This window comes from Candidatus Methylacidiphilales bacterium, assembly GCA_033875315.1.
GTDB lineage: Bacteria > Verrucomicrobiota > Verrucomicrobiia > Methylacidiphilales > CAZTYG01 > JANRJG01.
This window is the reverse complement of record JANRJG010000038.1, coordinates 97,284-119,061: the sequence shown is the minus strand read 5'-3', so window position 1 is coordinate 119,061 and position 21,778 is coordinate 97,284. Positions and strand designations below refer to the sequence as shown.

The 21,778-nt window shown below is 61.5% G+C and carries 17 protein-coding genes and 1 tRNA gene; 8 read left to right on the top strand and 10 right to left on the bottom strand.

Annotation, left to right across the window (positions count from 1 at the left end; genetic code table 11):
- Positions 1 to 44: 44 nt before the first annotated feature.
- From scpA to SFU85_11055, 5 genes are all read right to left on the bottom strand, one after another.
- Entirely contained in the window at positions 45 to 2,225 is a 2,181-nt protein-coding gene (scpA, locus tag SFU85_11075) for a methylmalonyl-CoA mutase (GenBank protein ID MDX6767318.1), read from the bottom strand.
- Entirely contained in the window at positions 2,222 to 4,360 is a 2,139-nt protein-coding gene (locus SFU85_11070; GenBank protein ID MDX6767317.1) for a methylmalonyl-CoA mutase family protein, read from the bottom strand. The genes scpA and SFU85_11070 overlap by 4 nt, the downstream gene beginning before the upstream one ends.
- Before the next feature lie 51 nt (positions 4,361 to 4,411).
- Positions 4,412 to 5,899, bottom strand: coding sequence for a pyruvate carboxylase subunit B (locus SFU85_11065; GenBank protein ID MDX6767316.1), 1,488 nt, complete (start codon positions 5,897 to 5,899; stop codon positions 4,412 to 4,414).
- A gap of 314 nt (positions 5,900 to 6,213) precedes the next feature.
- The gene (locus SFU85_11060) at positions 6,214 to 6,915 is read right to left on the bottom strand and encodes a type I 3-dehydroquinate dehydratase (GenBank protein ID MDX6767315.1); all 702 of its coding nucleotides are present in this window, start codon (positions 6,913 to 6,915) and stop codon (positions 6,214 to 6,216) included.
- 62 nt (positions 6,916 to 6,977) lie between these two features.
- A complete protein-coding gene (locus SFU85_11055; protein MDX6767314.1) occupies positions 6,978 to 7,580 on the bottom strand; it encodes an LON peptidase substrate-binding domain-containing protein in 603 nt (200 codons plus the stop codon).
- A gap of 123 nt (positions 7,581 to 7,703) precedes the next feature.
- Between SFU85_11055 and SFU85_11050 the strand changes: the two genes are divergently transcribed.
- The 7 genes from SFU85_11050 to SFU85_11020 all read left to right on the top strand — a co-directional run bounded on the left by SFU85_11050 (position 7,704) and on the right by SFU85_11020 (position 15,617).
- Complete coding sequence (locus SFU85_11050; GenBank protein MDX6767313.1) at positions 7,704 to 8,744, top strand: rod shape-determining protein; 1,041 nt, start codon at positions 7,704 to 7,706, stop codon at positions 8,742 to 8,744.
- Between the two features lie 24 nt (positions 8,745 to 8,768).
- Positions 8,769 to 9,602, top strand: a complete 834-nt coding sequence (mreC, locus tag SFU85_11045) for a rod shape-determining protein MreC (protein ID MDX6767312.1) — start codon at positions 8,769 to 8,771, stop codon at positions 9,600 to 9,602.
- A gap of 3 nt (positions 9,603 to 9,605) precedes the next feature.
- Complete coding sequence (locus SFU85_11040) at positions 9,606 to 10,130, top strand: hypothetical protein (protein ID MDX6767311.1); 525 nt, start codon at positions 9,606 to 9,608, stop codon at positions 10,128 to 10,130.
- Between the two features lie 3 nt (positions 10,131 to 10,133).
- Positions 10,134 to 12,329, top strand: coding sequence for a penicillin-binding protein 2 (gene mrdA / locus SFU85_11035; protein MDX6767310.1), 2,196 nt, complete (start codon positions 10,134 to 10,136; stop codon positions 12,327 to 12,329).
- Complete coding sequence (locus SFU85_11030; protein MDX6767309.1) at positions 12,326 to 13,633, top strand: FtsW/RodA/SpoVE family cell cycle protein; 1,308 nt, start codon at positions 12,326 to 12,328, stop codon at positions 13,631 to 13,633. Before mrdA ends, SFU85_11030 begins: the two co-directional genes overlap by 4 nt.
- A 109-nt stretch (positions 13,634 to 13,742) precedes the next feature.
- A complete protein-coding gene (locus SFU85_11025) occupies positions 13,743 to 15,311 on the top strand; it encodes an Rne/Rng family ribonuclease (protein MDX6767308.1) in 1,569 nt (522 codons plus the stop codon).
- 229 nt (positions 15,312 to 15,540) lie between these two features.
- A tRNA-Pro gene (locus SFU85_11020) sits at positions 15,541 to 15,617 on the top strand.
- A gap of 215 nt (positions 15,618 to 15,832) precedes the next feature.
- Here the strand turns inward: SFU85_11020 and tyrS are convergent.
- The 3 genes from tyrS to SFU85_11005 form a co-directional block, all read right to left on the bottom strand.
- Complete coding sequence (gene tyrS, locus SFU85_11015) at positions 15,833 to 16,993, bottom strand: tyrosine--tRNA ligase (GenBank protein MDX6767307.1); 1,161 nt, start codon at positions 16,991 to 16,993, stop codon at positions 15,833 to 15,835.
- Positions 16,994 to 17,200: 207 nt separating this feature from the next.
- Positions 17,201 to 18,883, bottom strand: a complete 1,683-nt coding sequence (gene rpsA / locus SFU85_11010) for a 30S ribosomal protein S1 (protein MDX6767306.1) — start codon at positions 18,881 to 18,883, stop codon at positions 17,201 to 17,203.
- 256 nt (positions 18,884 to 19,139) lie between these two features.
- Positions 19,140 to 19,586 (bottom strand): hypothetical protein, encoded by a 447-nt coding sequence (locus tag SFU85_11005; GenBank protein ID MDX6767305.1) that lies wholly within the window; start codon positions 19,584 to 19,586, stop codon positions 19,140 to 19,142.
- 100 nt (positions 19,587 to 19,686) lie between these two features.
- Between SFU85_11005 and tatA the strand changes: the two genes are divergently transcribed.
- A complete protein-coding gene (gene tatA, locus SFU85_11000) occupies positions 19,687 to 19,935 on the top strand; it encodes a twin-arginine translocase TatA/TatE family subunit (GenBank protein MDX6767304.1) in 249 nt (82 codons plus the stop codon).
- A 50-nt stretch (positions 19,936 to 19,985) separates the two neighbouring features.
- On the opposite strand, the gene SFU85_10995 is transcribed toward tatA, so the two are convergent.
- Both SFU85_10995 and SFU85_10990 read right to left on the bottom strand, forming a co-directional pair.
- Positions 19,986 to 20,585, bottom strand: a complete 600-nt coding sequence (locus SFU85_10995; GenBank protein MDX6767303.1) for a hypothetical protein — start codon at positions 20,583 to 20,585, stop codon at positions 19,986 to 19,988.
- 3 nt (positions 20,586 to 20,588) lie between these two features.
- Positions 20,589 to 21,755: a LysM peptidoglycan-binding domain-containing protein gene (locus SFU85_10990; GenBank protein ID MDX6767302.1), complete on the bottom strand. Its 1,167-nt coding sequence runs from the start codon at positions 21,753 to 21,755 to the stop codon at positions 20,589 to 20,591.
- Positions 21,756 to 21,778: the final 23 nt, after the last annotated feature.

The following is a 21,778-nucleotide window of genomic DNA, read 5'->3' as shown; positions in this document are numbered from 1 at the left end:
CAACGGAAAATACTTCGCGTCCTCCGCGCTCTTCGTGGTGAAAATTATCCTTGGTTCAGTTTTTCCAGGATGGTCTTGGCGGCGGTGGGGATGACGGTGCCGGGGCCGAAGATGGCGGCTGCCCCGTTGGCGCGTAAAAATTCGTAATCCTGCGCCGGGATGACCCCGCCCACTATGAGAAGGATGTCCTCACGACCGAGTTTCTTGAGTTCCTCGCGCAGTTGGGGCAGGAGGGTCTTGTGGCCGCCGGCCAGTGAACTGATGCCGACCACGTGGACGTCGTTTTCCGTGGCCATCTTGGCCGCTTCCTCGGGGGTCTGGAAGAGCGGGCCGATGTCGACGTCGAAGCCGAGGTCGGCGTAGGCGGTGGCGACCACTTTGGCGCCGCGGTCATGTCCATCCTGGCCCATCTTGGCGATGAGGATGCGGGGGCGGCGGCCTTCGTTTTCCGCGAAGGCATCGGTCATTTTGCGGACCTGCTGCATTTCGTCGCCGTCGCCGTATTCGGATTGGTACACGCCGGAGACGGATTTGATCAGAGCCTTGTGCCGTCCGAAAGGTTTTTCCAGCGCGGCGGAGATTTCACCGAGGGTGGCGCGGGCGCGGGCGGCCTCGATGGCCAGACTGAGGAGGTTGGGGGAGGCGGCATCATTGGAGGCGGCCGATTCGGTCAACCGATTAAGGATGGCTTCGACCTGGGCATTGTCGCGGTTTTTGCGCAGTTCGGCCAGTTTGGCGATCTGCTTCTCACGCACGGCGGCGTTGTCGACTTCAAGCACCTCGATCGGATCGGCCTTGTCCGGGGGGAAGAGGTTCATGCCGATGATGGCTTCCTTGCCGGAATCGATGCGGGCCTGGCGGCGGGCAGCGGCTTCCTCGATGCGGAGTTTGGGCAGGCCGGTTTCCACGGCCGCGGACATGCCGCCGAGTTTCTCTACTTCCTCGATATGGTTCCAGGCTCGGTGCAGGAGTTCGTGGGTCAGGGATTCGACGAGGTAGGAACCACCCCAGGGGTCGACGACGCGGCAGATGCCGGTTTCCTCCTGGAGGAAGAGCTGGGTGTTGCGGGCGATGCGGGCGGAGAAGTCGGTCGGCAGGGCGATGGCCTCATCGAGGGCATTGGTGTGGAGTGACTGGGTATGGCCGAGGGCGGCGGCCATGGCTTCGATGCAGGTGCGGGCGACGTTGTTGAAGGGATCCTGTTCGGTCAACGACCAACCAGAGGTCTGGGAGTGGGTGCGGAGGGCGAGGGATTTGGGGTTCTTGGGATCGAAGCCCTTGACAATCTTGGCCCAGAGGGCGCGGGCGGCCCGCATCTTGGCCACTTCCATGAAGTAGTTTTTCCCCTGGGCCCAGAAGAAGGACAGTCGCGGGGCGAAGGCGTCGATGTCGATTCCGGCCTTGATCCCGGTGCGGAGGTATTCCAGCCCGTCGGCCAGGGTGTAGGCCATTTCCAGGTCGGCGGTGGCCCCGGCTTCCTGCATGTGGTAGCCGGAGATGGAGATGGAATTGAATTTGGGCATGTGCTGCGAGGTGAAGCTGAAGATGTCGGCGATGATGCGCATGCTGGGCTTGGGCGGGTAGATGTAGGTGTTGCGCACCATGTACTCCTTGAGGATGTCGTTCTGGATGGTGCCGCTGAGTTGCTCCAGCTTCACGCCCTGTTCCTCGGCCGCGACGATGTAGAAGGCGAGGACGGGCAGGACGGCGCCGTTCATAGTCATGGAGACGGAGATGCGGTCGAGGGGGATGCGATCGAAGAGGACCTTGGCGTCGAGGACCGAATCGACGGCGACGCCGGCCTTGCCGACATCGGCGAAGGCGCGGGGGTGATCGGAGTCGTAGCCACGGTGGGTGGGGAGGTCAAAGGCAACGGAAAGGCCCTGCTGGCCGGCCGCGATATTGCGGCGGTAGAAGGCATTGGACTCCTCAGCAGTGGAAAAACCGGCGTATTGGCGGACGGTCCACGGGCGGGTGACATACATGGAGGCATAGGGACCCCGGACAAAGGGGGCGATGCCGGGGAAGCCGCCGAGGTGTTCTTTGCCATCGAGGTCACCGGGGGTGTTGAGCGGAGTGACGTCGATCTGTTCCATGGTTTTCCAGAGCAGGTCGGCAAAGGGGAGGCCGGTTTCTTTTTCCACCTCCGCCTTCCACTGGTCGAAGGTGGTTTTGGAGCAGACGGGTTGGTAGGGAAGATCGGCAAGGTTGGGGAAGGCATTCACGGGAGGACTCCTGCTTGTTCAAGGATGGCGGTGAGGGTTTCGAGGGCGTTGGCCCGGATGTGGATGAAATGATCGATGCCTGACTTCCGGTGGGCTTCGAGCTGGTCGGTGGGGTAGCCCGCGAGGACGGTGACCACGCCCGGAATGGCCTGTTTGAGAGCGGGCAAAAAGGCCGGGACGATTTCCGGGTAGGTGTCGTCGGTGGAGCAGAGGACCACGATGTGGGCCCCGGATGCCAGCGCGGCCTGAACGGCTTCCGCGGGTTGGGTGGCGGGGGTGGCTTGGACGACGTCGGTGCCGGCGATCTGGAGGAATCCGGTGGCGAAGTCGGCACGGGCCTTGTGTTGTTTGAGCGGTCCGAAAGTGGCGAGGAAGACCTTGGGCCGTGCGCCGTGCGTTTGGGTCCAGTGTTCGACCATTTGGCGCAGCCGTTCAAATGAGGAGGCCACGCGGTGGAGGCAGACCGGAGTGATGGCGTCGCCGGGTTTGTCCTTGATACGGATGGCGCGGGTGATTTCCCCGAGGGTGGCGCCGGCCTCGATGGCGGACACGCAGTCGTCGAAGAATCCGGGGCCCGGGCTTTCGGCGATTTTCCCCAAGTGGGAGATGACCCGGATGTTGTCGGCATTGTAGGCGGCGGTGCGGGCGGAACGGACCTGGGACGCGCGGCGCTTCTGGTAGCCGGAGTGGTCCCCGACGGGGTCGCCGGGGAGTTGGGATTCGGCGGCGTTGGCGTATTGGTTGGTGCCGATGACCGAACTGCGCCGTCTGGCCACGGCCTGGAGGCGTTGGGTGGCGGTATCGGCGACGGCTTGTTGAGGGAAGCCGGTGCGAAGGGCCGCCTCCATCCCGCCCATGCCTTCAACCTTGCGGAACAGATCCCAGGCCCCGCGGGCCAGTTGGTCGGTCAGCCATTCGACATACCAAGAACCGCCCGCGGGGTCGATGAGGCGGTCGAGTTGGCATTCTTTCTGGAGGATGAGCTGGGTGTTGCGGGCGATGCGGCGGGAGAAGTCGTCGGGGGTGCGCAGGACTTCGTCAAAGGGCCCGACTTGCAGGGAATTGGTGCCACCAAGGACGGCGGCGAAGGCCTCGACGGTGGTTCGGAGCATGTTGACGTAGGGATCGTAGACGGTCTTGTTGTAAGTGGCGGTGCGGACGTGAAGGGTGAGGCCTTGTGACTTTTCCGAACCGCCGAGGGCGGCGATGAGCTGGCTCCAGATGATGCGGACAGCGCGGAGCTTGGCGATTTCGGTGAAGAAGTCGGAGCCGACGGTGATGGCGAAGCGCAGGCGGGGGGCTACGGTGTCGACGTCGAGTCCCTGTTGGTGCATGGCGCGGAGGTATTCGGCGGCGGTGGCCAGTCCGAAGCCGAGTTCCTGGATGGCGTGGCCGCCGCCTTCATGCCAGGAGCGGGTGTGGACGCAGACCGTCTGCAGCTTGGGGGCGTGGGTCGCGGCCCAGCGGGTGAGTTCGGCCATTTCCCGGTAGGCTCCGGGAAGGGATTGGGGCAGCGAGGCCTCATGGGCCATGACGCCGAGGGGGTCGGTTTCGATGCATCCTTCCAATTGGTCGAGGGGACGTTTCTGCCTGCGGCAAAGGGCCACGAGCAGGGCGGCGAAGGGCATGCCCGAAGCACCGGAGCGGACGAAGAGCGGGGTACGCGAGAGATCGATGGATTCGAGGGCCCGGGCCAGGTCGTCCAGGGAGGAAATGGAGAGGCCGCCGATGCCGACCTCGCCGAGATCGGCCCAATCGGGGTCGTGCCCGTTGCGGGTGGCGCGGTCGAGGACGATGTTCAGGCTGTCGAGGCCGCGGGCCAGATCGTAGCGGGCGGCTAGGTTGAAATCGAGCGGGTCGCGCAAGGCGATTTCCTGCGAAACGGACCAAGGACGGCCGAGGTAGCCGGAGGCGTCGCGGCCGCGCACGAAGGGGGCGTGGCCGGGCAGCGAACCAAGGTGGGGAAGGGAGGCGGTGTGGGCCTCATGATAAAGGGGGTCGAGGGTGAGGCCTTCCCAGGTGGAGGTTTTCATCTTCTGGTCGAAGGAAGCCCCTTTGAGCTGGGTTTCGACCTCCCGGCGCCAGGCCTCGGGGGTGGTGCTGGGAAATTCGGAGAGGAGAGTGTCAGGTTTCATGTGGCGTTTGTAAGGGTGCCGGGTGTGTTGAAGGGTATCAAGCGTTAGGTATCAAGAAAGGGTTTCGACCGTGGCTTCGGTGCGGACGCCACCGATGGTGATGGCGAGCCGCTGGGCGCCGGGTCTGGGTGCGGCTGGGCTTGTGGATCTTGATGGCGGAGAGGCGGGGGCGGGGGCGGCCGGTGAAGCGGCGGCTTTGGGTTTGTGGAGGGCTTCGACCTGGGCGGGGAACATGGCGTAGAGGACGGCGTTTTCCTCGGTGGCGGGGAGTCCCTTTTCCTTGAGTTGGTCCAAGAGGGATTGGAGGCCGGGCTTTTGCAGTTCCGCCGGGCGGCAGGTGATGGGTTCTTTCTTGTTGTTGGCGGCGGCCAGTTTCTGGACCTCCGGGTTGACCGGGGCCGGGGTGCTGCCGTAGTAGCCGAGGGCGATGTCGGCGGCCTGGGGGGAGAAATTCTTCCAGCGGCCGAACTTGACGTTGAGCATGGCTTGAACGCCGACGATCTGCGAGGTCGGGGTGACCAGAGGAATCCAGCCAAGGGCTTCCCGGACGACGGGGATTTCCCGGAAGACTTCGTCGAAGCGGTCTTCCATTTTTTGTTCCTTGAGCTGGGTGCGGAAGTTGCTGAGCATGCCGCCGGGGACCTGGTAGAGCAGGGTGTCGGAGTCGACGACCTCGTTGGCATGGGAGGTGAACGCCGACAGCTCGGCATAGGATTTCTCCAAGTGGCGGCGGATTTCCCCGAGCAGGGTGAGGGCTTCGGGTGTGAAGTGCGGCTTGCGCGGGTGTTGGTCGAGAAGGGCGAGCATGCGGATGGTGTCGGGCTGGGCGGTGCCGTTGGCAAAGGGGGCGACCGAGACGTCGATGGCATCGACCCCGGCATCGATGGCGGCCAGATAGGTGGCGGCTCCGAGGCCCGCGGTGTCGTGGGTGTGGAGCCAGACCGGGATGCGGATCTTGGCTTTAAGGCCGGAGATGATGCGGGCGGCGGCGACAGGGGGGATGAGGCCGGCCATGTCTTTGATGACGATGGCGTCGCAGCCCAGAGTTTCGAGACGAATGCCGAGGTTGACGAAGGATTCGACCTGGTGGACCGGACTGGTGGTGTAGCAGAGCGTGCCGTGGGCCTGTTTGCCCTCTTTCTTGACCGCGCGGATGGAGGTTTCCATGTTGCGGGGGTCATTGAGGGCGTCGAAAATCCGGAATATGTCCATGCCATGGCGGGCCGCACAACGAACAAAGGCCTCCACGACATCGTCAGGGTAATGGACGTAGCCGACAAGGTTCTGGCCACGCAGGAGCATCATGTGCGGGGTTTTGGGGGCGAGTTTTTTCAGCGTGTCGAGGCGTTGGAAGGGGTCCTCACCGAGGAAGCGGAGGCCGCTGTCGATGGTGGCGCCGCCCCAGGTTTCCAAGGCACCGAAGCCAGCTCGGTCGAGCAACGGGGCTACGGGGGTCATTTGTGTGGTCGTCATCCGTGTGGCGGCCAGGGATTGGTGGCCGTCACGTAGGACGGTGTTGTTGAATTGAACGGGATTCATAAGAGGGGTATGGAAAGACCTTAAGGATCAGTAAAACTAATACAAGATTATTTACGATAGCAACGTATATTATAATTGCTTCTAATCATCTGATTACCATGTCTGCCAAGACGGAGGATTCTTGGGAGTGGAGACGGGGGCAGGTGGGTCCGCTCCGCGAGGTTTTGCGTCGAGAAGCCGGTCCAATGGATAGAGGCAGGGCCGTTATCAGCAAAGCTTTCGAGAGCTGTCTTGGGCTCTGAAAACGTGCAAAGCTCCCCTTGGCAGACAGGAAGCAAGATGGCTGGTTAACTGGGCAATCCGCCTGGGCGGGATTACTTCAGCTTATCAGGCAGGAGTGCGTTGACCTCATCGAGCGAGGGCTGGCCTTTGGCGGCCGGCTCATCGACATAGCCGTAAACCAAGCGGGAACCCAGGGCGGGCAGGATCTGCCGGGAAACCGGACCCATCGGACCGATGGCCATGACGGCCAGTCGGAGTTGGGGGTGGTCGAGGAGGAGCCGCACCAGCACACCGAGATCCTTGCGGTTGCGGGCAAGGGAGGCGAGTTTGTAAACGTGGGCACGATGGTGGCGGAACTGTTCCAGCCATCGCACACCCTTGCCATAGGTCAATTTCCGTCCCAGGGAGTGTGTCGAGAGGATGATGCCCCGCTTTTTCTTGCGGGCAGTGGTCAGGACATCGCGGACCAGGGGGATGTTGAGGAGTTCCAAATCGATGGCATCGACGTCGTCCAAGAGGCTTTCAAACAAAAGAACGCGTTCACGAGATTTCCACGGATAGGCCCCCCCTTCACGGGTGGTGCGGAGGGTGAGCAGGACGGGGTTTTTGCGCTTGGCCAGATGGGAGCGGAGCTCTTCTGCGTCAACCCCGGCGATGCGGAGGACGTCGTAGCGGATTTCCAAGAGGTCGGCCCCGGGGATGGGTTTGTTGATCTTTTTCAGACCACTGAGGGTGGAAATCGTGCCGACACGCAAACAGGGTTTGCGCCAAGGGATATCTTTGGCTCTGGACATATATAGAACAAATATAGGAGACAGCCCTTTGTGCTGCAACCATCATTTAGAATTAAAGACGATCAGTCTTGGCAAACCTGTTCGTGGAGACAAAGGGCCAGGAGCTGCAGTCTTTGGCGGCGTTCCTCGGTTTCGAGGATGCGCTGTTTGCGCTCGGGGCATCGGAGAAAGTTCCCCGCCACGATGTCCACCAACATGTTGTAATCATGTAATTCATTGAGAAACTTCGCCACATCTTGGCGGGTTTGTCCCCCGCTACAGGGGAGGAGGCAGGCGATCTCGACAATTTTGGCCGCCAATGTTTCTTCCTCCACGGTGGGAGCACTGCAGGGGCTTTCCAGGGGCACCGGGATGCCGATGAAATAGGGGTCGGTCTGGGTGAAATTGACAAAACGGACCCGGGCGATGCCTTGGAGAATCAGGTTGGCGGTGCCGTCATCGTTTTGGACACAGGCGCGGATCAGGCCGACGCCGCCGATTTCCATCGGCTCGGGTTTGTTGCTATCGGTCCGGGCCTGGCTGAGGGCGAACATGCGATTGGTGGCCAAAGCGTTGGCCAGCATCTCGCGGTAGCGCGGCTCGAAGATGTGCAGGGGGGCCAGGTTGTGCGGAAAAAAAACCAGGTCAGGCAATACCATGATGCCCACCTCTTCTGGCAATTCCATGCTCCAACATATCGCGCTCCAGAAGACATGCAATCGACCCTTTTTAAAGACTGGTCCTGAAAAAGGGGGGTTTTGGGTTGACGCACCGGTGGGCCCGGCCTAGACCAAATATTCTATAACACCATGATTAATAGATTTTTAGGACTTTTTTCCAACGACATCGGAATCGACCTCGGGACAGCCAACACCTTGGTGTATGTCAAGGACCGCGGAATCGTTCTCCGCGAGCCTTCCGTCGTCGCCATGCAGACGGATACCCGGAAAGTGCTGGCGGTCGGGGACGAGGCCAAGCGCATGCTTGGACGCACCCCCGGCAACATCATCGCTGTTCGCCCGCTCAAAGACGGGGTGATCTCCGACTTCGAGGTCACCGAGGAGATGCTCAAGCAATTCATCAGGAAGGTCCACAAAGGGCGCAGTTTCCTAACACCACGCCCTCGGGTGGTCATTGCCGTCCCCTCGGGCATCACCGAGGTCGAAAAACGCGCGGTGCGCGAATCGGCCTATCATGCCGGAGCTCGCCTTGTTACCCTGATCGAGGAGCCGATGGCGGCGGCCATCGGTGTCGGACTGCCCGTGCAGGAGGCCGCGGGCAATATGATCGTCGACATCGGCGGCGGGACCACCGAAGTGGCCATCATCTCCCTGGCCGGTATTGTCTTCAGCCGCAGCATCCGGGTGGCCGGCGACGAGTTGGACGAAGCCGTGATCAATTACATGAAGCGGGCGTACAATCTGGTCATCGGGGAGCGCACCGCGGAGGAGATCAAAATCAAGATCGGTTCCGCCTATCCCCTGGAAAAAGAAACCAGCATCGAGGTCAAGGGGCGTGACCTGGTGGCCGGCCTGCCCAAGACCCTCAACGTGACGTCCCAGGAAGTGCGCGAGGCACTCCTGGATCCGGTTTCGACGATCGTCGAGTCCATCCGCATCACGTTGGAGCGCTGCCCCCCCGAACTGTCGGCCGACTTGGTGGAGCGTGGCATTGTCCTGGCGGGTGGCGGAGCGCTGCTTCGTGGCCTGGACCGGTTGGTGGCCGAGGAAACCGGCCTGCCGGTGTACGTGGCCGAAGACCCCCTCAGTGCGGTTGCCGAGGGGACGGGCAAGGTCCTGCAGGAACTGGAATTTCTCACCAAACTGACGTCCAGTGACCTCCGGAGCTAGCCGGCGGCTGGCGGATCGGTTTCCATGAGAGGGCCAGCCCTATATCTAGGCGTGCTTGCGGCGGTGTTGCTGGCGCTGGGGGGCTTTTTCCTCAGCGAAGGCCTCCGGACCCGGGTGCATCAGGCATCCCACGACCTGCTATCTCCGGTCTTCCGGGTGGTGGGTTGGGGCAAATACCAGAGTGCCGCCTTGCGGGACCGTTTGCGTTCGGACGAGGAAACCCTGAAAGAACTACAGCAGTTGCGCGCCGACCACGCACGTCTCTCGGCCGAGAACGGCCTGTTCCGCGGGCAGAAGGAGGAAATCGCCCGCCTGCGGGAGATGATGGCATTCCGCCAGGAATCCAATTACAAACTCCTAGCGGCAAGAGTCATCGAGCGCGACCCTTCCAACTGGTGGAACGCCGTCATCATCGACCGGGGCTACGAAGACGAGCCCGCCCTCATGGCCGGTGACCAGCCGGTGGTCAGTCCGCGCGGGGTGGTGGGCAAGACTGTGACCGTCGGGCGTTACAGCACCCGAGTCATCCTTTTGGTGGATGAAAACTGCAAGATATCAGCGGTCAGCGAATCCTCCCGTTCACGCGGGATCGTGCAGGGATCGACCGCAATCAACGGGGGCAAGCCGCAGTGTCGCTTCACCTTTATTTCCCGCGAATCCGAGCTTTCTGTCGGTGAACGAGTGTTCACCACCGGCCTGGGGGGCGCATTCCCGGCCAACTTGCTTGTCGGGACCGTGGCGGAAGCCCCGCCGTTGTCCACGGATCGCAACTTCGGACTCTACCGCGATGGCGTTGTCCAGCCCACCGCGGACTTGAACGATCTCCAGGAAGTGTTTGTCATCCTGGGATTGAAGTAAGCCATGCACTACGCCCTGGTCCTGGTGCTCCTCTACGGGGCGATGGTCATCCTGCAGCCTTTGGCGCCGGCGCTGATGGGTCAGACGACCTGGTTGATCGGACTTTCCCCTTTGTTGTTGGTTTATGGGGCGTTAAGGGCGGGGGACTTTTCCCTGTTGCTTTTTGTCCTGGCTGGTGGGGCCCTTCATGACCTGATCCTGCTGCATTATATCGGCATGGGCCCGTTGCTCTGGTTGTTGACCGTGCTTCTGGTGCGCAGCCAGCGGGATTGGCTGCGCAACGCCCACTGGTCTTCGGCCATGGTCGTGACCTTTGCCGGGGCTTTTTTCTATCTGGCCATGGACCGGGTCTTCTTCCTGGTTTACAATGGCCTTTGGGCTTGGACCTTCGAATTGTCTTCCAGCCTTATGATCATCTCCGCCTTCAATGCCTTGGCCAGTCCGATGGTATTCCGGCTGTTTGATTTCATCCTGAGGGCCGAGGCCCTCAGACAACCTGCCGGAACGGTGCGCCGGGCACGCCGCTGAACCATGCTTCTCACCACCTCCAACGTCCGTCCCGGCAGCCGTTTGCAGACCCTTGGTCTGGGGGTGGTCTGTGCCGTCGCGGTCCTGATTTTCCAACTCCACCAGGTCCAGGTCAAGGAGGGGCGGCGCTATGCGGACGAGTTGCGCAATCAAACGACGGTCCCGGTGGTGCTTTCCCCGGCACGGGGCAGCATCCTCGACCGCAATGGTGTGGGCTTGGCGGAAAACCGGGCCAGCTACGATATTGACGTATACCTGCGGGAATTGGTTGGGAACTACCTGCGGGCCAACAAAGGCCATGTCCCCAAAACCCAGCTCCCCTGGAACAAGCGTTATGTGGCCGACGTGGACCTGATCCTCCGGGCCAGCACCGACGATGTCCTCCAGAGCATCGGGTTGACTCCCCAGTTCACCCGCCGCGATATCCTTCGCCATTTCGACCAGCAGCCCAACATCCCCTTCCGCCTGGCCAGCGGGCTTGATTACGCCGCGCTCGCCCGCTTTGCCGAACACAGCGTCAATGTTCCCGGCATCCAGGAAACCGCCCGTCCGGTCCGCACTTACAATTTCGGCGCCCTGGCCCCGCACATCCTGGGTTACCTCGGCCAGGTCGAGGAAGCCACCGAAGAGGACTTTGTTCCCGAGTCCGTGGGCAAGGAGGGCGTGGAAAAAACCCTCGACGAGTTCCTCCAAGGCAAACCGGGCGGCAAAATCCTGCGCAAAAACAACCTGGGCTACATCCTCGGCGTAGAAGCCATACAACAACCCACGATTGGCGCCAATGTTTACCTCTCGATCGATGTCAGGGTGCAGCACATCGCCGAGCAGGCCATGCGCCGGGTCGGGCGCGGGGCCTGCGTCATCCTTGACCCCAACAATGGGGACATCCTGGCCATGGTTTCGGTGCCCAATTACGACCCCAATGTCTTTGTGCCCAAGGTCAGCGCGGATGATTGGAAAAAACTCACGCGGGACTCGACCCGCCCCATGCTCAACCGGGCGCTGAGTGGATACGCCGCCGGCTCAACCTTCAAAACCATTGTCGGCATGGCCGCCCTCAAGAACGAGAAAATCCAGTTCACCCCGAACACCGTCATCAACTGCGGGGCGGCCTTCTGGTGGGTCAACCGCTGGTGGCCGGATTGGCCGGGCAATCCCGGGGAAGGTGCGATCAACATCAAGACCGCGCTCCAGTGGTCGACCAACACCTTTTTCTACCAACTGGCCCTGCGCACCAAGGCGGAGTCGATCGCCGACATGGCCCGGACGGCCGGTCTGGGGGAACGCCTCCTGGTGGATGAAAAAGGGGAGGCCCTGATTTCCGGTGAAAGCCCCGGGGTGGTTCCCAGTCCCGAATGGATGGACGCACGGGAGGAACGCCAGATCGCCGCCTGGAAGGAACGCAAAAAGAAAGATCCAACATTCAAAGTGCCGCGCACTTGGCGGGAGAAGTGGAGCGATGGCCACACCCTCAACATGTCGATCGGCCAGGGCTTCGTCGAGGCCACGCCTCTGCAGATGGCCACCATGATCGCCGCCGTGGCCAACGGCGGCAAAGTCTACCAGCCCCGTCTGGTCCGGGCGGTGACGCGCAACCACTCCGACGGGGTGGAATTGGTCAAAGAATACCCCGTGCGGGTCCGTTCCGAACTGGGAGTGCCCACGGCCAAGCTGACCGGAATGAAAGAGGGCTTGCTGGCCTGCGCGCAGTCCGGCACCGGCAAAAAGGCCAACGTCGGGCCTGACTTCCAAGTGGGCGGAAAAACCGGCACGGCCCAGTTCACCACCAGCATCGGTGGCCGGGTGGTCAAGGACAACCGCGCCTGGTTCACCGGCTTTGTCCCCTTCGAAAGCCCCCGTTACGCCATCGCCATCGTGGTCGAGGGCGGCACCAGCGGCGGCGGCACCGCCGGCCCGATCGTCAGTGAGATCTTCCACCGCATCCATGCCATGGAAAATGGGGAAAGCTATGACCTCGTTTACCTGACCCCGGCCATCGGGCACTACGCCGGGGTCACCGGTCCCGCCTACGTTCCACCTGCCGAGTCGGCGGCCGATTCCAATCCTGCCAGCGCAACCCCGGTCGATGTGCCACCACCGGTGGATTTCAGCGCTCCCGCGGAAGCCATCGATGAAATGGCCGAGCCCTCGGGGGCCAGCCGCCAGGTGCAGGAAATGCTCAACCGGAGGAGACGATGAGACCGCTGTCGATTTGGCAGAAAATCGGGCGCTTCCACTGGCTTCTCCTCACCCTGATGATGGGCATGGCCGTCGCCAGCGTGTTTTTTGTCTTCAGCGCCACCCACACCAGTGACAATCCCGAGTTGCAACGGGCCGCTTACCAGCAGATCACCTGGCTGGCCCTGGGGTCGGGTGTTTTCCTGTTTCTGGCCCTGACGCACTATGAAAACCTGGTGCGTTACGGCTGGTTGATCTACCTCGGAATGATTTTTCTGCTCATCTTGGTGCTGGTCTTTGGCAAAGAAGTCAACGGCGCCAAAAGTTGGATTCGTTTTGGCAGCTTCGGCATCCAGCCGGCGGAATTCTGCAAGGTGGCGTTCATGTGCGGCCTGGCCTGGTTCATGGTGCGCCAGTCGGATCATGTGCGCAAATTTTGGTTCATTCTGGCGGTCGGAGGACTGGCCCTCGTTCCGATGGCCCTCATTCTCGGCCAGCCCGACTTCGGCTCCGCCGCCGTTTTCCTCCCGATCACCTTTTTCATGCTCTGGGCTTCCGGGGCCAAGCGCCGCTTCCTGATGATCCCGGTGTTCTGCGCCGTGGCCGGAGTGTTCGGTTCCTACTGGATCATCTACCGTGCGGATTGGAAGGGCACGCTTCAGGATATCCCCCGCGCGACACAGGAGGGCGTGCTCATGGCGGTGATGCTCAAAGGGCAACCCGAGGAAACTCCCTCAGTCATCGGCTCCGCCCCCGCTCCCAAGCCCCGCCCTGCCGTCCCGCAGCCCCCGCCCGCCGAAGGGGAAACCGCTTCCAAGGTGGTCCTCAAAACCTATCAGCTCAACCGCATTCGCACCTTCTTCAAGCCCGACCTCGACCCCCTGGGTGCCGGCTGGACCATCCGCCAATCCCTCATCGCCGTGGGTTCCGGCGGCTTGAAAGGCAAGGGCTACCTCCACGGCGACCAGAATATCTACGGCTTCCTGCCCAAGAACATCGCCTACAACGATTTCATCTTTTCCGTCATCGCCGAGGAATTCGGTTTCGCCGGGGGCGCCATCCTGATCGTTTGCCACGGCCTGGTCATCATCTGCCTGCTGCGTGTCGGGGGCCGTTCCCGCGATCTGGCCGGGGCGCTTTTTTGTGCCGGCCTGGCCGGACTTTGGTTTGTCCACTTTTTCATCAACATCGGCATGACCATCAAAGTTGTGCCGATCACCGGCATTCCCCTCCCCTTGACCAGCTATGGCGGCACCTTCCTGGTCGCCTGCATGGCCGGCCTCGGCATCGTCCAGAGTGTCTGGATCCACCGGAGGGATTTTTGAACCTTTCCACCGCCAGGGGCGCGATGAGCGCGAAGCAAAACAACCCCTCCACCCTCCACCACGAATCCCCTGGCGTGCTTCGCGCTCTTCGTGGTCCAAGAAAGTCTTTATGTTCATCCAAAAAATAAAGGAATTCCTCGGCATCGCCCGCAAAGGCGACGCCAAAGAAATCATCATCAACGTCGAGCCCCTCGAGGACCGCGTCGCCCTGCTCGAAGGCGGCGTTCTCGAGGAGTTCTCCATCGAGCGGGACAGCGACCGCAACATCTCCGGCAATATTTACAAGGGCCGGGTGCACAACATCGAGCCCGCCCTCAAGGCCCTCTTCATCGACATCGGCGTCGAGAAGAATGCCTTCCTGCACTATTGGGACGCCATGCCGGCGGCCCTGGACAACGGGGTCGAGCAGATTGAGCGCGGTGGCAAAAAGAAAGCCAAGAAGATCACCCAGAACGACATCCCCCGCCTTTACCCCCCCGGCTCGGACATCATCGTCCAGGTGACCAAGGGACCCATCGGCACCAAGGGGGCCCGCATCACCACCAACGTCAGTCTCGCCGGGCGGTTCCTCGTCCTCACCCCGTTCACGGACACTTTCGGGATCTCGCGCAAAATCGAGGACCCCAAGGAACGCCAGCGCCTGCGCAAGATCCTCAATGAACTCGACGTTCCCGACGGCATGGGGGTCATCATGCGCACCGCGGGTGAGGGCATGAAGGCCCGCTACTTCGTCCGCGATCTGGCCATCCTATTGAAACAGTGGGAGTCCATCGAGTCCGAGATGAACAAGGGCGCCGCGCCCAGGATACTTCTCGAAGAACCCGATCTGGTTGAACGTACCGTGCGCGACTTCCTCACGGACGAAATCGACCGCGTGGTCATCGACGACCTGGAGACCTGTGACCGCGTCAAGGCCCTGGTGCGCGAGATTTCCAAACGATCCGAGAAGCTCATCACCTGGCACAGCGATCCCGTGCCGGTGTTTGAAAAATACAACGTCGGCAAACAGATCGACTCCGCCTTCCGCCGGCAGGTCTGGTTGAAGTCCGGGGCCTATCTGGTCATTGACGAAACGGAGGCCCTGGTGGCCATCGATGTCAACACCGGCCGGAACAAGGGCGGGAACGACACCGACAACACCATCCTCAACACCAACCTGGAAGCCGCCGAGGAAGCCGCGCGCCAGCTCCGCCTGCGCAACATCGGGGGGATCATCATCATCGACTTCATCGACATGAAGTCGCGCAAGGACCAGCAGCAGGTGTTGAAGCACTTCAAGGACAACCTCAAACGCGACAAGGCCAAGACCCATGTCCTGCCCATCTCGCAACTCGGATTGTTGGAAATGACCCGCCAGCGGGTCCAGGAAAGCATCAGCCGTGCGATTTACATGGAATGCCCGCACTGCAAGGGCCGGGGAACGGTCAAGAGCCCCGAATCGATGTCGGTGGAAGTCCAGCGTGAGATCAACCGCATCATGGCCAAGCATCCCGACGTGCATGAACTGCGGGTCATCGTCCATCCCCACGTCATGGACCGCCTGCGGCGTGAGGACGAGCAATTGCTTGTCGAGTTGGAGCGCCGCCACCAGGGGAAGCTGGCCTTCCGCAGCGATCCCGCCTTCCATTACGAGGAATTCAAGATTCTCAACGCCCTGACCGAACAGGAATTAAGCTGAGGAGGGGGTATTTGATTCAACGGGAGGGCGAGGCTCCCGCCGAGCCTAGGTTGGTCGGTCAAGGCTCGGCGGGAGCTTCGCCCTCCCAAGATGCCCCTTGAAAAAGGCTTTTCAAGGGGAGGCGGAAGCGATACGTTTACCGTTCCTTTGACAGGCTGTAGCACAGCTTGGTAGTGCGGTCGCCGCGGCGACAGGTCCCAAGTAGTCAATAGCCGGTTTTTTGGTGTTTCGGGCTGTAGCACAGCTTGGTAGTGCGCTTGAATGGGGTTCAAGAGGTCCCGGGTTCAAATCCCGGCAGCCCGACCAAAAGGTCGGTCCGCCTGCGAGAGCAGGCAAGTAACCAGTATTTGAACCCTTGGGTTCAGCGCCAGCCACGAAGTGGCCGTTTTTAACCAGCGAAGCTGATCCCGCACCATCCCGCCATCGGTGGGATAAATCCCGGCAGCCCGACCAACCTGCGAACGCAGGTTATCTGCCGCAGATTTGCCCCACGGGGAAAGGATTCCCCGGCCGCAGGGCGCTCAAGCCTTCAGTCGCGCAAAGAACTTTTTCCCGCTCTGCAGGATCATGCCCGGCTCGACGGTGACCTGGGCCTTGTCGTCGGCGACCTTTTCCCCGTTGATCTTCACGCCGCCTTGGGTGATCAGTCGGCGGGCTTCGCCGCCGCTGGTGACCGCTCCCGTTTCTTGTAGCAGCTTCACGATCCAGATCGGGGACGCACTGACGGTGATCTCCGGCATGTCAGCGGTGGAAAGATCCTTCTTGGAAAACTTCTGTTCGAAATCGGCCCGGGCCGCTTTCCCCGCCTCCTCGCCGTGGTAACGGGTGACGATGGAACTGGCCAAGTGTTTCTTGGCCTCCATCGGATGGGTCGCGGGGTCTAGTTTGTGGCCCAGGAGCACGGGATACCAACGGCCCATGAGTTCGTCACTGATGCTCATAGCCTTGCCGAACATCTCCGAGGGGGCCTCGGCAATGCCGATGTAATTCCCCAGGGATTTGCTCATTTTTTCGACGCCATCCGTTCCTTCGAGAATAGGAAGGACCATGACGACCTGGGGCTCCTGGCCGGCGTCCTTCTGCTGGTCGCGTCCGACGAGGTTGTTGAACAACTGGTCATTGCCGCCAAGCTCCACGTCGGCCTTCACTTCCACGGAGTCGTGGCCCTGCATGAGGGGGTATTGGAACTCGGTCAGGCTGATGGCCTGGTCGGACTCGAAGCGCTTGCGGAAATCCTCCCGGGCCAGGAGTTGGGCCACGGTGATGCGGCCGTTGAGTTTGAGCACATCGGCGTAGGTGAACTTGTCGAACCATTCGCTGTTGCGGCGGACTTCGGTTTGGGCGGGGTTGAGGATCTTGAAGACCTGGTCGGTGTAGGTGCGGGCGTTGGCGTCGATCTGGGCGGGATCGAGGGGCACGCGGGTCTTGGAGCGGCCGGTGGGGTCGCCGATGCGGGCGGTGTAATCCCCGACGAGGATGACGGCGGTGTGGCCGAGGTCCTGGAATTGGCGGATCTTATTGAGCACCACGGCATGGCCGAGGTGGAGGTCTGGCGAGGTGGGGTCGAAGCCAAGTTTGACCCGGAGGGGACGGCCAGTCTGGAGTTTTTTGAGAAGCTCGGGTTTGGAGTGGATGGTTTCCACGCCCTGGCACAGAAGGTCGAGCTGTTGTTCGGCGGTCATGGGAGCTGGGATTTAACCGGGAAGACGTGAGTATTGCAACGTCTCAGGAGGGCGGGACGGTAAACTGGAGGGCGAGGCTTGCGCTGAACTGTGGCGGGCCAATCACGGCTCGGCAGGAGCCTCGTCCTCCCCAAAGACAGAAAAGGCACAAAAAAACCCCGGCCGTTGCGGGCCGGGGTTTTTGAGGTTGGACCGTTGCCGGTCGGATTATTCCTTCGAACCTTCGCCGGGGCGGAATTCTTCTTCCGCACGGCTGAACGCGTCGCCCATCGAGCCGAGTTGTTCGCCGCTGCGCAGGTTTTCGTAGGTGGCCGTTTCCTTGGCCAGCTGTTCATCGGAGTAGTCCGCGGCCTTGATCGAGAGGCCGATGCGGCGTTCCGCCTTGTCGACCTTGATGACGCGGGCGGTGACTTCGTTGCCGATCTTGAGCACATCCTTGACCTTGTTGACGCGGTCTTCGCTGATCTGCGAGATGTGGACCAGACCGTCGATTTCGTCGGCCAGTTCGATGAAGGCGCCGAAGGACGCGATCTTGGAGACCTTGCCCTTGACCACTTCGCCGACCTTGTAGCGCGACTCGATCGCGGTCCACGGATCGTCCTCGATTTGTTTGATACCCAGGCTGATGCGCTGGTTCTGGCGGTCGATGCCGAGGACCATGGCCTCGACTTCGTCGCCCTTCTTGAGCATTTCCGAGGGGTGGTTGACCTTGCGGGTCCAAGAGAGGTCGGACACGTGGATCATGCCATCGATGCCTTCTTCCAGTTCCACAAACGCGCCATAGGCGGTAAGGTTGCGGACGACGCCCTTGACGCGGCTCTTCTCGGGGTATTTCTCCCCGATGGAATCCCACGGATTGGCTTCGAGTTGGCGGAGCGACAGCGAGAGCTTCTGCTCTTCCTTGTTGATGTCGGTGACGAGGGCGTCCACTTCCTGGCCGATGGCGAGCACGTCCGACGGGCGGGCGATGCGCTTGGTCCAGGAAATTTCCGAGACGTGGATGAGTCCTTCGATGCCGGGCTCGAGTTCGACGAACGCGCCGTAGGGGACGAGGTTGGTGATTTTCCCGTGGATCTTCCCGTTGAGGGGATACTTGTCGACGAGCTTCTCCCAGGGGTTGTCGGTGCGCTGCTTGAGGCCGAGGCTGACGCGTTCTTTTTCGCGGTCGATGTCGAGAACGACGACTTCGAGCTCCTGGCCGATCTTGAGCATTTCCGAAGGGTGGCTGACGCGGCTCCAGGAAATGTCGGTGATGTGGAGAAGACCGTCGAGACCGTCGAGGTCGATGAAGGCGCCGAAGTCGGTGAGGTTTTTGATGACGCCCTTGACGATGCTGCCCTTCTCGATCTGGCCGAGGAGCTTGGTGCGTTTCTCGGCGCGTTCGGCCTCGATGAGTTCACGGCGGGAGAGGACGACGTTTTTGCGTTCCTCGTTGAGCTTGACGATCTTGCACTCGATCATGGCATCCTCGAAGTCGCGCAGGTTTTTCGGCGGGATGATGTCGATCTGGGAGGCGGGGATGAAGGCTTCGACACCGACATTGACCATGAGACCGCCCTTGACGATTTTGCGGACGCGGCCGGTGATTTTGCCGCCTTCGTTGAAGATCTTGACGATTTTTTCCCAGTTCTGTTTCTGGGCCGCCTTCTGGCGGGAGAGGACCACGTTGCCATAGTCGTCTTCGAGTCTTTCGAGGAGGACTTCGATCTGTTGGCCGACCTCGAGTTCCTCGGGGTTCTCGAATTCGTCGGTGTCGATGGTGCCTTCGGACTTGTAGCCGATGTCGAGGGTGATTTCTTTGGCACGTTTGTCGACGATGGTGCCCTTGATGATGGTGCCTTCCTTGAAGTTTTGCAGGGAGGCGTCCAGGAGTGCGGAGATATCTTTCACGATGGGTTGGGGGTCAAGCTGAGGGGGTCACGGGCTTCAACCCTGAAGCCGGGCGGCCGCACCCGATGGATGATGGGTATGGGGGCCGATGAAAACCTGAGCTATAAATGAAACATCCGCCGTAACCTCGGCGGACAGGGTTGAGGTTGTCCTGCCGTCCCGATACACACGGAACTGCTTGGCAGGGTTGTTAAGCATGCAGGAAACAGACCGGTGTGGCAAGCGAAAAGGCTGTGCTTAACCGGGGCGGCTGGACTCAGGACTTGGGGGCCAGCCGGATCTGGGTGATGTAGCGGGTGGTACCGGTCTTGAGTGTGGGCGCGGCGTAGACGACCCGGCAGGCGGGATCAAGGCGGACGGCTTTCCAAGGGGAGGTCTCGAGGGTGCTGCCTTGATCGTCTCGGAACAGGGTCCGGCATTCCAGCTCGAGCCACTCGAAGGTTCGATTTTCCACCATGATTTCCGCGAGGATGATGCTTGAGGCAGGGTCGCGGTGGGAGGCCTGTTGCCGGACCAGAATCTTCGGGGCGAGGACATCGTCCAGCAAGACGACGGTGGCCGGACCGGCGGGGGCTTCTGCCACGGTTTCGGTGGCACTTCCTTCCTCCGGGGAGTGGGCGCAGGAGACCAACACGGCGGCAGCGGACCATGCGAGGGCCGGGGCAGCTATCAGAAAAAAGCAGGGGCGGCTGGCAGGGAACACCCGGGTATTTTGGCGCCGAATGCGTTTCCGGGCAACGCCATTCCCCGGGGCGGGTCGTATTTGACTTGGCCAAGGGGGCCGGGGCCGCTAGGTTGGTTCCATGATGCTTGCTTTTCTCAATCTGGGTGGTCCGGAGATCATCTTTATCTTTCTGGCCATCATTCTCCTGTTCGGGGCCAAAAAACTGCCCGAACTGGCCCGTGGTATCGGTCGCAGCCTGGGGGAATTTCGCAAGGCCAAAGACGACTTCGACCGCGAACTGAACCGTGCGGCGGATGATCTCGAAGAAGAGAAAAAGAAAAAGCTCTCGGACGCTTCACCCTCATCTGGCCCTTCGGACAAGACCTGATTTTTTGTAGCGGCGGTTTATCCCGGCCGTTACGGCCAGGCTGGCAGATTTCAAAATCGGACCTTCGCCGGCAACAGGCCGCGGACCAGAGCCACACAGGCCGCGCCCAACAGGGCATAGAGACAGATCCAGAGGCCCCAACCCAATTCGATCTGCCAAAGCATCCGGTCGGTGTAGGCGGCATTCATTTTCCAACGCATCAGCACGTAGGCCCCGGCCTGGAGCAGGCCCACGAACAGCAGGTGGCGCTGGGATGTTTTCCCGGGGGTCAGGAAGACCGCCCCGAGGAAGGCCAGAATGGGAATCAGGACAATGACTTTCACCCGCAAGGCCGTGTCGTCGCCGCTCCAGAGCATGGAGAGCCAGGCCCTGGCCACCTTGGAAGACAGGGTGTCTTCCTCGGAAAGCAGGATGATTTGATAGGCCGAGAGGCCGTCCGCCGGGCGCTTCAACAGGGCCGAGGCCTCACTGCGCCGCATCCAGAGGTAGGAGGAGACCGGGTCTTCCTCGCCCTGGACCAGGGTGTTGGCGATGGCCAGGGTGTTGGTGGCCACGGATTCGGGGGCGAAGCGGGCCCAGGGGAGGAAAAATCCGAGGGTGCACAGGCCGGCGAAGATCCAGCCGGCTAGGACGGAGGGGCGTTGTTTCATGCGTTATTCTTTCGGTTTGGGAGGTTTGCCTCCGAAGAGGCTGTAGAGGGCGGCGGCGGGGAAAAGGCGTCCGGGGCAGTCGGTCGAGATGATGTTGATGTCCCGGTGCAGATAAAAACGGGGGCGGGGGGTGCCGACCTTGTCCTGGAGGTAACCGGTGAGCTCGATGAGTGCGGCGATCTGGCGCCGGGTCGGGCGGTCGCGCTGGAAATCACCGACCAAACAAATACCGATGGCGATTTCGTTCTGGGCGTCGCTGCGCACGTGCCCACCCTGGAGTTGCTTCAACCAGCGGTCGCCGACCTCGATCTCTCCGTCCCCGGAATCCGTGCCGTTCCCGATGACGAAGTGATAGGCCAGGCCGTTTTCCATTCCACGGACCTGGCGGTGGTAGTAATCGAAGATCTTGGCGTTGCCGGTGCGGGTGCCGCTGTGGTGGGTGACGATGTAGCGCCAGTCCCGGGTGGTGATTTTCGGTTTGTCGATGAGGTTGCGGGATTTGCCGGCGACGAAGACGTATTTCGGGGGAGGGGGTGGTTCCGGTTTCTTGTTGCCGGTTTCTTGTTTCTTGGGGGGTGGCCCGTCCTCTGTCTTTTCCTCGGGGCTTTGCGGCTTGTCTTCGGGTTCGGGAGGGGGGCCGCTGTCGATGAAGGGCTTGGTGGACGGGCGAATGCGGAGTTGCTGTCCGGGGGTGATGATGCCGGCGAGGGAGGGGTTGAGCTGGCGTAATTCGGCCAGGGGGATGCCGCGGGTGCGGCTGATGCTGTAGAGGGTGTCCCCCTTGGCCACGATGTGGAATTCCGGCGGGACGGGTGTTTCGGTTTTTTTGTCCCCGGTCTCGGGTGTGGTTGTGGATGGGTCCGGTTTGTCGGTTCCGGTTTTTTCGGTTTTGTCCGCTGGACTGCCCGCAGCGGGAGGGGAGGGGGGTGGTCCAGCCTTTGCGGGTGGCGGTTCTTTCGCCGGGATTTGCAATACCTGTCCCGGCTTGAGCTTGGTGGGGTCGATGCCGGGGTTGGCCGCCATCAGGTCGGCCACACTTACTTCGCACTGGCGGCTGATGCTGTAAAGAGTGTCGCCCTTCCGGACCTCCCGGGGGGTGGCCAAAAGTCCGGGCAGGCCGAGGGAGCCGCAGCAGGCGCACAGGCCCTGGATGAAGTGACGACGTCGCACCGCGGGCAGGGTAACAAATGGTG

Bases quoted from the DNA above. Each gene is read 5' to 3' on its own strand.
- SFU85_11055 (MDX6767314.1), bottom strand. From the start codon at position 7,580: ATGGAATTGCCAGAAGAGGTGGGCATCATGGTATTGCCTGACCTGGTT.
- SFU85_11040 (MDX6767311.1), top strand. From the start codon at position 9,606: ATGCACTACGCCCTGGTCCTGGTGCTCCTCTACGGGGCGATGGTCATC.
- SFU85_11025 (MDX6767308.1), top strand. From the start codon at position 13,743: ATGTTCATCCAAAAAATAAAGGAATTCCTCGGCATCGCCCGCAAAGGC.
- mreC (MDX6767312.1), top strand. From the start codon at position 8,769: ATGAGAGGGCCAGCCCTATATCTAGGCGTGCTTGCGGCGGTGTTGCTG.
- SFU85_11030 (MDX6767309.1), top strand. From the start codon at position 12,326: ATGAGACCGCTGTCGATTTGGCAGAAAATCGGGCGCTTCCACTGGCTT.
- SFU85_11050 (MDX6767313.1), top strand. From the start codon at position 7,704: ATGATTAATAGATTTTTAGGACTTTTTTCCAACGACATCGGAATCGAC.
- SFU85_11070 (MDX6767317.1), bottom strand. From the start codon at position 4,360: ATGAAACCTGACACTCTCCTCTCCGAATTTCCCAGCACCACCCCCGAG.
- mrdA (MDX6767310.1), top strand. From the start codon at position 10,134: ATGCTTCTCACCACCTCCAACGTCCGTCCCGGCAGCCGTTTGCAGACC.
- tyrS (MDX6767307.1), bottom strand. From the start codon at position 16,993: ATGACCGCCGAACAACAGCTCGACCTTCTGTGCCAGGGCGTGGAAACC.
- SFU85_11060 (MDX6767315.1), bottom strand. From the start codon at position 6,915: ATGTCCAGAGCCAAAGATATCCCTTGGCGCAAACCCTGTTTGCGTGTC.
- SFU85_11065 (MDX6767316.1), bottom strand. From the start codon at position 5,899: ATGAATCCCGTTCAATTCAACAACACCGTCCTACGTGACGGCCACCAA.
- SFU85_10995 (MDX6767303.1), bottom strand. From the start codon at position 20,585: ATGAAACAACGCCCCTCCGTCCTAGCCGGCTGGATCTTCGCCGGCCTG.
- tatA (MDX6767304.1), top strand. From the start codon at position 19,687: ATGATGCTTGCTTTTCTCAATCTGGGTGGTCCGGAGATCATCTTTATC.